Origin of the sequence: Sinorhizobium meliloti, assembly GCF_017876815.1 — a bacterium.
Taxonomy (GTDB): Bacteria; Pseudomonadota; Alphaproteobacteria; order Rhizobiales; family Rhizobiaceae; genus Sinorhizobium; species Sinorhizobium meliloti.
Genome location: NZ_JAGIOS010000003.1, coordinates 1,159,919 through 1,173,040, shown reverse-complemented (window position 1 = coordinate 1,173,040; position 13,122 = coordinate 1,159,919). Strand labels below are relative to the sequence as shown.

Sequence of the window (13,122 nt, the reverse complement as noted above, 5' to 3'; positions counted from 1 at the left end):
CCTGATGGTCGGGGGGCTCAGACCAGGTGGCCTAGACCTGTAGGTTGCTCACGCCAGCGAGGTGAGGGGGCATATCGAGCGGCGTGTACCATGCGTCGGCTAGTTGGGAGCCGCCGTGCGTGGCATAGCCTCGCCGAGGAGAAGATGCGTCCGGCCGGCGTGACAGCTACGCCAACCCGTGGCATAGGGGTGCCCGCAACCAGATAGGCCGTCTTCCGCATGATCCGCATCGAAAACATCAGCAAGTCCAACAGTCACCGCATACTCTATATCGAAGCCTCGGCAGCGTTGAACCGCGGCGAAAAGATCGGGCTCGTCGGGCCGAACGGAGCGGGAAAGACGACCCTCTTCCGGATGATTACCGGTCAGGAACTGCCCGACGAGGGACAGGTCTCGGTCGAGAAGGGCATGACGATCGGCTATTTCGATCAGGATGTCGGCGAGATGGCCGGTCGGTCGGCCGTCGCCGAGGTGATGGAAGGGGCAGGCCCGGTCAGCGCCGTGGCGGCGGAGCTGCGCGAGCTCGAGACGGCCATGTCGGATCCGGATCGCATGGATGAAATGGATGCGATCGTCGAACGCTACGGCGAGGTGCAGGCGCGATACGAAGAGCTCGATGGCTATGCGCTCGAGGGACGTGCCCGCGAGGTGCTCGCCGGCCTCAGCTTCAGCCAGGAGATGATGGACGGCGACGTCGCCAAGCTGTCGGGCGGCTGGAAGATGCGCGTGGCGCTCGCCCGCATCCTTCTGATGCGCCCGGACGTCATGCTGCTCGACGAACCGAGCAACCATCTCGATCTCGAAAGCCTGATTTGGCTGGAGGACTTCCTGAAAGGCTATGACGGCGCTCTGCTGATGACGTCGCACGACCGCGAGTTCATGAACCGGATCGTCACCAAGATCATCGAGATCGACGGCGGCGCGCTGACGACCTATTCCGGCGATTATGGCTTCTATGAAGAGCAGCGTGCGCTGAACGAAAGACAACAGCAAGCTCAGTTCGAGCGCCAGCAGGCGATGCTCGCCAAGGAGATCAAGTTCATTGAACGTTTCAAGGCCCGTGCCTCTCACGCCTCGCAGGTTCAGAGCCGGGTGAAGAAGCTCGAAAAGATTGACCGCGTCGAGCCGCCGCGCCGTCGCCAGACCGTCGCCTTCGAGTTCTTGCCGGCTCCGCGCTCCGGCGAAGACGTCGTCAACCTCAAGAGCGTCCACAAGACCTATGGCAGCCGAACGATATATGACGGCCTCGATTTCATGGTACGCCGGCGCGAACGCTGGTGCATCATGGGCATCAACGGTGCCGGCAAATCGACATTGCTGAAGCTGGTCACCGGCACGACCAACCCGGACAAGGGCAGCGTCTCACTCGGCGCCAGCGTCAAGCTTGGTTATTTCGCCCAGCATTCCATGGATCTGCTCGATGGCGAGAGCACCATTCTGCAATGGCTGGAGGACCGCTTCCCCAAGGCCGGACAGGCGCCGCTTAGAGCGCTGGCCGGCTGCTTCGGCTTTTCCGGCGATGACGTCGAGAAGCGATGCCGGGTGCTCTCCGGCGGTGAGAAGGCGCGGCTGGTGATGGCCGCAATGCTGTTCGACCCGCCGAACTTCCTCGTCCTCGACGAGCCGACCAACCATCTCGACCTCGATACGAAGGAAATGCTGATCAAGGCGCTTTCGGCCTATCAGGGCACGATGCTGTTCGTTTCGCACGATCGCCGTTTCCTGTCGGCACTTTCCAATCGCGTTTTGGAGCTTACGCCCGAGGGGATCAATCAATACGGCGGTGGTTACAGCGAATATGTGGAGCGCACCGGGCAAGAGGCGCCGGGCCTGCGCGGGTGAGGGGCTGCGCCTCCACGGCCTGCGTCTCCGGTTGACACGTGGCGTATACCGCCACGTGAAAGCGGACCGATCTGAGGCTTGATTATACGCGGCGCCCATTCTTGAAAATCCGCCTTCAGCGCATCGGCAACGTCATTCCAGCTCTCGACAGTCATGTCCTGCCACGCAGCGTGGCGAGCAACTCTATTTCAGAGTCATGAAACTCGGCAATTGCGCCGCCAAGGCATCGACGGCAACGCGAACTTTGCGCGGCAGGTGCGGCGTCTGCAGCCACACTGCATGGCACTCATAAAGAAACGGCGGATGCTCCGGCAGAAGCCGAACGAGCGTGCCCGTCTCGATCCGCCCCCGCACCAGCCAGTAGGGAAGCCATGCAAGCCCCATTCCCCGTATGGCGGCGTCAGCGATCGCATCGAGGTCGTCGAGGCGGAACCGGTGGAACGGCATCACCCCCACCGGGGATTGCCCCTGTCTCGGAAACAGCCAGTGCGGGACGGGCCCGGATCGGCGATAGATGACTGCCGAGTGCTGCGCCAGGTCCTCCGGCGTTTCGGGGTGGCCATTGGATTCCAGGTAGGAGGGTGAGGCGCATACGATCATCGGCTGGCGTGCGACACGACGGCCAATCAATCCGGCCCTGTCCCCCAAGGGCCCCGTGCGTATGGAGAGATCAAAGCCGTCTTCGGCAAGGTCGATGATGCGGTCGTTGAACGAGAGGTCAAGTTCTAGCGCCGGGTATTTTCGGGCGAGTTCCAGCAGCACGGGGGTGACGCAGTGCCGACCGAGATGGACCGGCATCGTCACACGCAATTTGCCGCGGGGTTCGGAACGCTGATCGGACGCAAGCGCATCCGCTGCTTGCGCTTCCGCGAGCACTACCCGGCAGCGTTCGTAATAGACATGACCGAACTCCGTCAGGCTGTGTCGCCGAGTGGTGCGGTTGATAAGCTGCACGCCGAGCCGATCCTCCAAGGATCGAACATGCTTGCCGACCATCGGTCCGGATAGTCCAAGGGCTTCCGCTGCGGCGGCGAACGAGCCGAGATCGACCGCTTTGACGAATACAGCCATGCTGGTCAGGCGATCCATATTAAAAACTCTCCGTTTCTACTGTGCTGCCTTTCTCTCCATTTATCGGCTGAACCACTGCTGTCATAGCTCATTCAATACATTTGTTTCGGAGTCTTGCCATGACGCGCGTCGTTCGCTTTTACGAGTTGGGTGGTCCGGAGGTGCTGCGGATCGAAGATGTGCACGTGCCGGAGCCCGGGCCCCATGAGGTTCGCATTCGCGTCAAGGCGCTGGGCCTGAACCGGGCGGAGGCTTTGCTGCGCGCGGGCGCCTATATCGAGACGGCGACATTTCCTTCCGGCCTTGGCCTTGAGGCAGCAGGCTTTGTGGAAACGGTCGGCCCGGGCGTTCAAGGGTTCGCTCCCGGCGATCCGGTCAGCCTGTTGCCGCCGAAATCGATGACCCGGTGGCCCGCATATGGGGAACTTGCGATATTTCCTGCCGCACTCCTCGTCAGACATCCGCCGTCGCTGAGCTTTGAAGAGGCGGCCGCTGTGTGGATGCAGTATCTCACCGCTTACGGCGGCCTGGTCGATATCGGAGGGCTTCGCAGGGGAGATTTCGTCGCTATCACCGCGGCGTCGAGCAGTGTCGGGCTTGCCGCAATCCAGATCGCCAACATGGTTGGAGCCATGCCAATAGCCGTGACCCGGACCTCCGCCAAGCGGCAACTTTTGCTCGAGGCCGGCGCGGCGCATGTCATCGCCTCTATGGAGGAGGATTTGGAAGCGCAGCTGAAGCGAGTTTCCGCGCAGCAGGGAATTCGCGTCGTGTTCGATCCCGTAGGGGGCCCGATCTTCGAGCCATTGGCGGCCGCGATGGCATCGGGCGGCATACTTGTCGAGTATGGCGGGCTGAGCCCGGAGAAGACTCCGTTCCCGCTGTTTGCCGTGCTAAGCAAATCACTGACGCTACGTGGTTACCTGGTCCACGAACTCCTCACAGATCCGGAGCGACTGGAGCCCGCCAAGGCATTCATCCTGGAGGGTCTGGTGTCGGGTCCTCTGAGACCCATCATTGCCAGGACGTTCCCATTCGACCAGATCGTTGAGGCGCACCGTTTTCTGGAGTCCAACGAACAGTTCGGCAAAATCGTCGTATCCGTTTGACGGGAAACGCGACTTCCGGCCCCCGCGCAAGCAAGCGGTCAATCATAGCTTCAAGCGAAACGCATCGCCGATCTTTCGCGCGCTCTTGCCGCTACTTCCTCACGATTGCGTGGAGGCTGCGAAGTCTCCAGCGCGTCCAGAAGTTCGCGGGCGCATGCCGCGATCGAATCGACCGCGCGCTCGAACGCAGCCTCATTGCGTTTGGACGGTTTGGTCGTTCCGCTCAGCTTGCGCACGAACTGCAGCGCCGCGTCACGGACTTCCTCGTCCGTCGCCGGCGGATCGAAATTGAACAGGGGTTTTATGTTTCGGCACATGATTTGCTCCCGGTCATGTCTCTCCCTGTCACCCAGGGGAGGCTGCACAGTTGAAGGTAGTCACGTGAGCGCTATTTGCAACCGGTCAGGCCGGCCATGGCGATAAGCCGCGCCCGGACCCGACCTACGACAGCGAGATACATGCTTGCCCGTGACCGTTGATCAACTGGAGCTTAGAACGTAGCGGCGATTGCCGGCAAGCGCGGGTCGTGCGTTCATCGAATACAGTGCGGTGAATTTCTTGATGTCGCCCGGGTCCACCTCGACCGCTTCCATCGCCACCATCCAGTCGACGATCTCACTGCACGGAGGAGTGGTCAGCGATCCCTCATACGTCCAATAGCTAAGCGAGGATGGCAGGAGGCCTTTCGGGTCAATGGTGATGAGCGGCGATTCTTCGCCGGGGTTCCGCGGGAACTTCGCTGCCAGGCTTGCGAAGGTCGAGTTGGCCGCACCGGGTACAAGGAAGACGCCCAGCACGCCGAGGGTGCCGGTCTCGTCATTCTTGTGGACGAAATGCGCTTCCATCGGGAAGCTCTTGCCCTCGACAAAATGCTCGCTCGGCGAATGGAAGTGATACTGCACCAGATCATAGGATTTCTCGCCGCGCCGGAGCGTGCCGCCTGCAGCATTCACCTGGATCGTATGGCCATTGTTGAGAATCGTGCCTCCACTCTTCCAGTCCGCCGTGAGCTCCGGAATATCGGCCTTGACCGCGCCGCGGATGTCAATCGGCGATTGCTGCGAGCCGGCCGAACAGGCACTGTTCTCCGTGGCTAAAGAGCCCCAATGCTCAGGGCCCTCTTCGCCCTCATAGCGCCAGTGCACCCCCTCTGCGGCGTAGGCCGTTTTGACGCAGAGCGGGCAGGCGGCAAGCAAGGCCAAGCCCCTGAGGAAATCACGCCTCTCCATTCATATACCTTTCGAATGATCACGAGCAGATGCACTCGCAGGAACTGGATGTGCCCCATTAGCTGTCCAACAACTGTCAGGGTGACGAGATTTTGGATAGCGATGCGTGAAATGACCTTGTTTTTCGAAGGCTATGTATCACGGCGTTTCCGGGAAGCGGCATTGCTGCCTGAAGGGTCTCTAAGATTCGTTATCTTGCGCAGGACGCAACTAACTCGAGATTTGAGCGGGGCCCACCTGCAAAGGCTAGACGTCAACCCGGAGGTGAACCGACGGCGAGAAGATCGGCTACAAGCAACGGCCAGCCCCGTCACAAAGCGGGATGAAGCCTTCAGTGTCTAGCGCCAACCGTTCACCCAAGTGCGTGTATTTTGCTCGTTTCACCTGCGCCGTGACCCCTTCGAGAAGCGGAGCAGAAATCAACACACCTATAGCGATTGGTTTGCGGAAGAGCATTCGTCATGGCACCAATCTCAGCCATGGCGGCCAAGTTTCCTGCTGACGATGAAGGATCCTCGGAGCCAGTCACCTGGATCGTTCAATCTAAGAAAGATCGAAGCTGCCTTGCGTCCGGGAGGCTGCCGACTCAGTAGCCGACGACACGATCGTTTTTGGGGTCTGCCCATCGCGTGTTCGGGACGACGGAAAACCAGCCGGGGCGGGAGGGATCCCGGTCGTAGGGATAGCCGCCGAGCGTCTTATGGAGGTCGGCGTACTGCCCGAGCTTGTCGCGATCGAGCTCCACCCCGAGACCCGGCGCCGTCGGCACCTCGATGGTGCCGTTCTGGTAGCGCATCGGGCCGCCGACGATGATATCGTCCGTGAGCTGGTGATAATGCGCATCCGCGTGGAAGACGAGGTTCGGGAGAACCGCGCCGAGGTGCAGCATGGTGGCGAGCTGGATGCCGAGTTCGCCCGACGAATGTACCGCAATGCCGAGCTGGAAGGTCTCGCAGACGCCCGCCGCCTTCACGCTGGGGCGGATGCCGCCCCAGAAGGTGGTGTCGAGCAGGATCACGTCCACGGCGGGATTGAGGATATTGGTGGCGAGCTGCTCGAAATTCACCACGACGGTATTGGTGGCGAGCGGCATGGTCGTGTTCTCGCGCACCCGCCGCATGCCGTTCAACCCCCAGGTGGGGTCCTCGTAATAATCGTTGTTGAGATCCTCGATGCCCTTGGCGAAGCGGATCGCCTCCTCGACGCTGAACGCCGCGTTCGGGTCGTAGCGGACGCTGTCGGGGCCGAGGGCCTTCGCCCATGCGCGAAAGACCTCCAGCTCGTAATCTGGCGGGAAAACGCCGCTCTTCAGCTTGTGCGAGGTGAATCCGCACTTCTTTTTCAGCGCCAGTGTCTGCTCGATGAGCTGATCGGCCGTGCGCGTTTCGCCCTCGCCAGTGTCCTTGTTGGGAAGGCGGAAAAACATGTAGCTGGCAAAAGGCACCGCATCGCGCATCTTGCCGCCGAGGAGATCGCAGACGGGCACGTCGAGAAATTTCCCCATGATGTCGAGACAGGCGAATTCGATGGCGGCATGCATCTGGGTGCGGTTGTTGTAGAGGCTGGCGGTCGGGTTGCAGATCATGAAGCGGAGATTTTCCAGCTCGAAGGGATCGTGGCCGACGAGATAGGGCTTCAACGCCCGGAACGCCGCCTCGGCGCTTTCTCCGCCTCCGCCCATTTCGCCGAGGCCGACGATGCCGACATCGGTTTCCACCTCGATGATGGTACGGACGAACCGCCCCCAATGTGCGCCGTTGGAATGACGCAACGGCGCTTCCAGCGGAACGGTGACGGTGGTCGCGCGAATGTCGGAGATCTTGGGTCGCTTCATGGGAGGCTCCAATGCAGGCTGTCTGGTGCGGAGGTTAGAGCGGAATGCGGCAGGCAACCGCCCGCCCGGTCGGCGCGGGCGGGAAACGGCCCCCTCCTATTGCGCCTCCCCCAGCACGCGCAGGATTTCGTAGCAGGCACCGAATGGATGGTAGTCGGTCTTGCCTGAAGGGCTCTTGATGTCGCTCTGCTTCACACCGTCGGGCGAGAGAATGCGGAACCAGCAGCCATATTCGTGATCGATCAGGTGCCGCCAGCTGTAGCGCCAGAGCCTATCGTAATCCTGCCAGTAGCGCTCCCGGCCGGTGCGCCCGGCAAGCGCGGCCGCGGCCGCAATCGTTTCGCAATGGACCCAATGATATTTGTCGAGGTCGTAGAGCTTGCCGTCGGGGCCGTAGCTGTAATGCATGCCGCCGAATTCGAGATCGGCGCTTCTCGCGATTGCCGTCTCGTAGAGAAGGAGGGCTTTCGGCAGGATCCAGTCCTGAGGGCGATAGCGCTCGAGAATCAGGAGCAGCTTGGCCCATTCCGTCATGTGGCCCGGCTGGTAGCCGTAGGGCCGGAAGAGGTGCTTCGGATCGTCCTTGTTGTAGTCCCAGTCGACCGACCAGTCCTGGCGGTAATGCTCCCAGACCACGTCTTGAGTGTTGGCGGCAAGCTCGACGCAGATGCGCCGCGCGAGCGTTTCGGCGCGGTCCAGGTAACGGATCTCGCCGGTCGCTTCATAGGCCGCGAGCATCGCCTCGGTCATGTGCATGTTTGCGTTCTGGCCCCGATAGGGCGAAGTCGCCCCCCAGTCGCGGCAGATTTCGTCCTTGTAGAGTTCGCGGTCCGGCTCCCAGAAGCGGCTTTCGAGAAGATCCCAGGTCTGCGAAACCCGGGCGTCCATACCGGGAATTCCGGCCTTCATTGCCGTCGCATAGGCGAGCAGCACGAAGGCGTGGCCGTAGCAATGCTTCGTCGCGTCCGCCGCATCGCGGCCGTGCATCAGCCAGAAATAGCCGCCATGCACCGGATCGCGATGAACCTCGTCGAGGTATTTTACGCCATGGGCGGCCGCTTCCGCGAAGTCCGGGCGCTCGAACAGCACCGCGGCGGTCGCATAGTTGAAGATGAAGCGCGTGGTGGAGACGAGATGCTGGGTCTTCCGGTCGGTGATGAAACCGTCGTCGCGGTATTCGTTGTAATAGCCTCCGTCTTCCTCGTTGAGGCAGATCGGATGGTAGAAATCCATGATCTCGCGCATATGCGCGATCAGGAAGTCTTTCGAGCGGAAATCGGGAAGCGGTTTCATGACGGGCCTTCCGGTCAATCTGGAATGACGATGCCGAGCTTGGAAAGAACGCCGCCGTCGATCTTGATGTCGGCGCCCGTGATGAAGCGGGCCTTGTCGCTGGCAAGGAAGGCGACAAGTTCGGCGACTTCGGAGGACTTGCCGACGCGTCCGAGCGGATGTCCTTTGCCCCAGGCTTCGAGGGTCGCCTCGGCGGTGCCTTCGCCTTTCCACAGATCGGCGGCCCAGCGCAGCATCGGGGTATCGATGGAGGCGGGGCAGACGGCATTGACAGTGATATTGTCCCGGGCGTGATCCAGCGCCATGGCGCGCACGAGTGCATTGATCGCGCCTTTGCTCGCCGTATAGGCGGCGACGCCCGTCTGCGAAGCATAGGCCTGCACGGAAGAAATGGCGACGATCGCGCCGCCGCCGCGCTTGCGCATTTCGGGAATTGCGAACTTGGAGGCGAGGAAGATGCCCTTCAGGTTGATGTCGAGAACGTCATCCCAGACCTCATCCGGTGTGTCGACCACGGTGCCGTAGCGCTGGATGCCGGCGCAGCAGGCAAGAATATCGACGCCCCCATGGCGCGACATCGCGGCCTGAACCGCCGCTTCCATGTCGCCCTTGGAGCGGACGTCGCCGACGAACCCGGCGGCATTGTCCCCGATGGAAGCCACGGCCTCGTCGACCGAAGCCTTGTCGTTCGCCACGATCGTCACCTTGCCGCCACCCGCAGCAAAGCGATGGGCACAGGCGAGACCCATGCCGAGGCTGCCGCCGGTGACGACAATGCTCTTGCCGTTGAAATCGCTCATCACGCTGTCTCCGAAACAGAGGGGAACTTGTCGGACGCCTGCCCGAATTTCGGCTCTTCGACGCCGCGCCCCACGCCCTCGACCGCGAAGAGCCCGCCCTCCAGCGGATGCATATCGAGATGATCGTTCGTCATGGTGAAACGCGCCGAGGTCACGTAGAGGGTGGAAAGGTCAGTGCTGCCGAATGTGCAGCTCGTCGGCCAGCTTGCCGGCAGCTCGATCAGTTGCATGAGGCGGCCGGCTCCGTCGAATCCCGCGACGGCCGCGCCTCCCGCTACCCGGCAGTTCCAGAGCCGGTCGTCCGCATCGAGGCAGGAGCCGTCCGGCAGGCCGCGTGCGAAGCCGGCCACGATGGTGCGCCGGTTGTCGATCCTCCGGGCGGCAAGATCGCAATCGAACACGTAGATTTCGTTCGCGAGCGTGTCGGCGAAGAAGAAGCGGTTGTCCCGCGTCCAGCCCATGGTGTTGGTAATGCCGTATTCGTTAGGCGTGAGCTGCGACACGTGACCGGTGGGATCGATGCGGTAGACCGCGCCCGATTGCCGGTCCATGTCCTTCGGTGAGCCGCCTGCGTCAAGATTGCTCTGCATCGTCGCGACCCAGAAGGAACCGTCCGGTGCGACGCGACCCTCGTTGAGCCGATTTTCCGGCAGATCCGGCTCCGGCACGGCAAACTCCTCGAAAGGTCCGTCGGGCGTCCACAGGCAGACGTTGCGGCTGAGGCCGACGATGAACCCGCCATCCTTCCGCATGCCGATCGACGTCACGAAGTCCGGCGTCGGCCACGTGTCATGACGGCCGTTTTCCGGTTCGAGCCGATGGATGCGTTTGCCGACGATATCGACCCAGTAAAGCGCCTTCTCGTCCCCGGACCAAAGGATGCTCTCGCCGACGATGTCCTTCGCATCAAGGAGCAGGGAAACCGTGGCACTCATGGCCGCGTCATGAATCCGTTATGCAACGTCGCGGGACGTCGCCGCTTGCGATCGGCCATCGGTGTACTCCCAGATCTCGTTTGCATTCTTGTATGCAAGATATTGGATAGCGTCAAGTGAGCATCAATGGCGAGTAGAAAACGGAACGCCGTCAGCGTATTCTGCCCGCAATGACAGATTGCATGCAAAAATACATAGGACTCTCAGTTTATGACGCGTGACATAAAAATCTCGGCCGCGGAGCATTGCTACCGCACGCTTTCGCGCAAGATCATCGGACTCGAACTGAAGCCGAACGAGCCGATCGGCGAGCATGCGCTGGCCGGCCTCCTCGGGGTCAGTCGTACGCCCGTGCGCGAGGCCCTGTCGCGGCTGAGTGCAGAAGGACTTGTCGATCTCCGGTCACGGGCAGGCGTCGTGGTGGCGCCGATCCGCATGGACGCGGTCAGGACCGCCCAGTTCGTTCGCGAACAGCTGGAGCTGGCGATCGTTGCCGAGGCGGCGCAGCAATCGAACCGCCGCGTCCTACTCGGCATCCGGCAGGCCATTGAGGAGCAGGAGCTCGCCATCCTCGAGGACAACCCCGACCTGTTTTTCGAGTGCGACGAACGCATGCACGCGCTTTACTGCAGCCTGGCGGGCCGCGACGGAGTCTGGGCCTTCATCTCGGATGCCAAGAAGCATATGGACCGGGTCCGCCGTCTGTCGATACAGGCGGGGCAACTCGACCAACTGGTCGAGGACCACCGGCGCGTTCTCAAGGCGGTGGGCGAAGGAGACGCAACCAAGGCCCAGGAGATCATGCGGCTGCATCTGCGGCGCGCGGTGGTCGATCTGGGCGAGCTTTCGCAGCGGTTTTCGTCCTATTTCGCGTTGGATGCCGCAGGCGATGCCCGTTAGGACGCTTCAGTCGAGCGGTTGCTTCCGTAGCACCCCCCAAAGAGATCTTGCAATTCGGCATTGACAACAGCCGAAGGCAAATCTATGCACAGGTTAACACAAACCTATCTGATAGGTTGGAGGTCCAATTTGATAGAGCTTAGGGCAGAGGAAGAGTCCACATCCGGACGTTCCGGCGCGGAGGGGCTGCTCGGCGGCGTCATGACCGCCGTGAAGGCCCATATTCGCGAAAACGGTCTTCAGGTCGGCGACTCGCTGCCGAGCGAGGGGGCCTTCGCCGAAAAGCTGGGCGTTTCCCGCAGCGTCGTGCGCGAGGCCTATCGTTCGCTTGCCGCGCTGACGCTGATCGACATCGGTAATGGCCGGCGTCCGCGGGTGGCCGCGCCCAAGGCGGACGTGCTGGCACTGGTGACCGACCATGCGGTGCATACCGACCAGGTGACGATCCAGCAGATTTTCGATGTCCGCCGGACCGTCGAGCGCCGCACCGTCGTGCTGGCAGCCATGCGCCGCACCGACAAGGAGGCCGGCGAAATCCTCGCGCTTGCCGAAGCGATGCAGCGGGATTTCGACCAGCCCGTCAGGGTGATGGAACACGATATCGCCTTTCACGAAGCGATCGGCACGGCGTCCCGCAACCCGATGTTCGCGCTGATCGTCGGCTCCTTCCATGTCGTGACGCGCCATACCTGGCCGATCGGCTGGGCGAGCCGCGGCAGCAATGAGACGCGGCAGGAAAGTATCGACGGCCACATGACCATCGCGCAGGCCATCGCCAACGGCGATCCGGCGAAAGGCGAGGAGGCGATGGTCGAGCATTTCGATCTGACGGTAAAGGCGCTTTTGGCGGCAGGAGTTTATTGAGCATGAAGATCACGGAATTAGAAACGGTCCGCGTCCGCGACTTTCCCAATATTCTCTGGGTCCGCATCCACACGGACGAGGGGCTTGTCGGACTTGGCGAGACCTTCTTCATGGCGCAGACCGTGGAGACCTACATCCATGAGGTGGTGGCCCCGAAACTCGTCGGGCGCGACCCGCTGGAGATCGATCGCATCTCGAAGGATCTGACAGGCTATCTCGGCTTCCGGTCGACCGGGGCCGAGATGCGCGGCAATTCGGCGGTGGACATCGGCCTCTGGGACCTTTTCGGCAAGGCGACGAACCTGCCGATCGCCCAGCTTCTCGGCGGCTTCTCGCGCCGCGAGATCCGCACCTACAACACCTGCGCCGGCAACACCTATATGCGCGACGCCAAGGGCCAGCAGACGGCAAATTACGGCATCGGCGGCCCGCGGCGCGACTATGACGACCTGAACGGATTTCTGGAACGGGCGGACGAACTCGCCGAGGACCTCCTGTCGGAGGGCATCACGGCCATGAAGATCTGGCCGTTCGATATCGCCGCGGAGAAGAGCGGCGGTCAGTATATTTCCGGACCGGACCTGCGCAAGGCGCTGGAGCCCTTCGAGAAGATCCGCAAGCGCGTCGGCGACCGCATCGACATCATGGTCGAGTTCCACTCCATGTGGCAACTGACGCCCGCCATCCAGATCGCCCGGGCACTCGAACCCTATGCCACCTTCTGGCACGAAGACCCGATCAAGATGGACTCGCTTTCCAGTCTGAAGCGCTACGCGGCGGCAAGCCGCGCGCCGCTCTGCGCGTCGGAAACGCTCGCGACGCGATGGGCCTTCCGCGACCTCATGGAAACGGATGCGGCCGGGGTCGTAATGCTCGATCTCTCCTGGTGCGGCGGGATTTCCGAGGCAAAGAAGATCTCCACCATGGCGGAAGCCTGGCACCTGCCGGTCGCGCCGCATGATTGCACCGGACCGGTGGTGCTCGCCGCGTCGACGCACCTTTCGCTCAACGCGCCGAACGCTCTCGTCCAGGAAAGCGTGCGTGCCTATTACAAGACCTGGTACGCCGACCTTACGACGCAGTTGCCCACTGTGACGAACGGCATGATCACCATCCCGCCGGGGGCGGGGCACGGGGTCGATCTCGCTCCCGATCTCGACCGGAAATTCGAGGTGTCGCGGCGCAGTTCCTAGATCGAGGATTGAAGTTCGACTGACTTGTATGGTAGTAGGCCAATAGCCGCCG

Annotated in this window: 12 protein-coding genes; 5 read left to right on the top strand and 7 right to left on the bottom strand. The window is 62.0% G+C overall.

All coding sequences use genetic code 11. From position 1 onward, the window contains the following. The first annotated feature begins 219 nt into the window (after positions 1-219). Positions 220-1,842: a ribosomal protection-like ABC-F family protein gene (gene abc-f, locus JOH52_RS32175; protein WP_003525382.1), complete on the top strand. Its 1,623-nt coding sequence runs from the start codon at positions 220-222 to the stop codon at positions 1,840-1,842. A 183-nt stretch (positions 1,843-2,025) separates the two neighbouring features. Here the strand turns inward: abc-f and JOH52_RS32170 are convergent, their stop codons facing one another. Next, positions 2,026-2,931 carry a LysR family transcriptional regulator gene (locus JOH52_RS32170; protein WP_014532127.1) on the bottom strand — a complete coding sequence of 302 codons (906 nt, stop codon included), beginning with the start codon at positions 2,929-2,931 and terminating at the stop codon, positions 2,026-2,028. 101 nt (positions 2,932-3,032) lie between these two features. Here JOH52_RS32170 and JOH52_RS32165 point away from each other — a divergent pair, with 101 nt between their 5' ends. Then, complete coding sequence (locus JOH52_RS32165) at positions 3,033-4,022, top strand: zinc-dependent alcohol dehydrogenase family protein (protein ID WP_003525379.1); 990 nt, start codon at positions 3,033-3,035, stop codon at positions 4,020-4,022. A 50-nt stretch (positions 4,023-4,072) separates the two neighbouring features. On the opposite strand, the gene JOH52_RS32160 is transcribed toward JOH52_RS32165, so the two are convergent. From JOH52_RS32160 to JOH52_RS32135, 6 genes are all read right to left on the bottom strand, one after another. Further along, the gene (locus JOH52_RS32160; RefSeq protein ID WP_003525378.1) at positions 4,073-4,339 is read right to left on the bottom strand and encodes a DUF2277 domain-containing protein; all 267 of its coding nucleotides are present in this window, start codon (positions 4,337-4,339) and stop codon (positions 4,073-4,075) included. Between the two features lie 162 nt (positions 4,340-4,501). Beyond that, the gene (locus tag JOH52_RS32155) at positions 4,502-5,251 is read right to left on the bottom strand and encodes a carbonic anhydrase (RefSeq protein ID WP_013845153.1); all 750 of its coding nucleotides are present in this window, start codon (positions 5,249-5,251) and stop codon (positions 4,502-4,504) included. A 586-nt stretch (positions 5,252-5,837) separates the two neighbouring features. After that, on the bottom strand, positions 5,838-7,085 hold the full coding sequence (locus tag JOH52_RS32150; RefSeq protein ID WP_014532126.1) for an enolase C-terminal domain-like protein: 1,248 nt from the start codon (positions 7,083-7,085) through the stop codon (positions 5,838-5,840). 96 nt (positions 7,086-7,181) lie between these two features. Beyond that, positions 7,182-8,378, bottom strand: a complete 1,197-nt coding sequence (locus JOH52_RS32145) for an AGE family epimerase/isomerase (protein ID WP_014532125.1) — start codon at positions 8,376-8,378, stop codon at positions 7,182-7,184. 14 nt (positions 8,379-8,392) lie between these two features. Further along, positions 8,393-9,178, bottom strand: a complete 786-nt coding sequence (locus tag JOH52_RS32140) for an SDR family NAD(P)-dependent oxidoreductase (RefSeq protein ID WP_013845151.1) — start codon at positions 9,176-9,178, stop codon at positions 8,393-8,395. Next, positions 9,178-10,113, bottom strand: a complete 936-nt coding sequence (locus tag JOH52_RS32135) for an SMP-30/gluconolactonase/LRE family protein (protein ID WP_014532124.1) — start codon at positions 10,111-10,113, stop codon at positions 9,178-9,180. The genes JOH52_RS32140 and JOH52_RS32135 overlap by 1 nt, the downstream gene beginning before the upstream one ends. A 210-nt stretch (positions 10,114-10,323) precedes the next feature. On the opposite strand from JOH52_RS32135, the gene JOH52_RS32130 reads away from it, so the two are divergent. The 3 genes from JOH52_RS32130 (at position 10,324) to JOH52_RS32120 (ending at position 13,070) form a co-directional block, all read left to right on the top strand. Then, positions 10,324-11,013, top strand: coding sequence for a GntR family transcriptional regulator (locus JOH52_RS32130; protein ID WP_010967029.1), 690 nt, complete (start codon positions 10,324-10,326; stop codon positions 11,011-11,013). 129 nt (positions 11,014-11,142) lie between these two features. Further along, on the top strand, positions 11,143-11,877 hold the full coding sequence (locus JOH52_RS32125; protein WP_003525367.1) for a FadR/GntR family transcriptional regulator: 735 nt from the start codon (positions 11,143-11,145) through the stop codon (positions 11,875-11,877). A gap of 2 nt (positions 11,878-11,879) precedes the next feature. Beyond that, a complete protein-coding gene (locus JOH52_RS32120; protein ID WP_014532123.1) occupies positions 11,880-13,070 on the top strand; it encodes a mandelate racemase/muconate lactonizing enzyme family protein in 1,191 nt (396 codons plus the stop codon). Positions 13,071-13,122 lie beyond the last annotated feature (52 nt).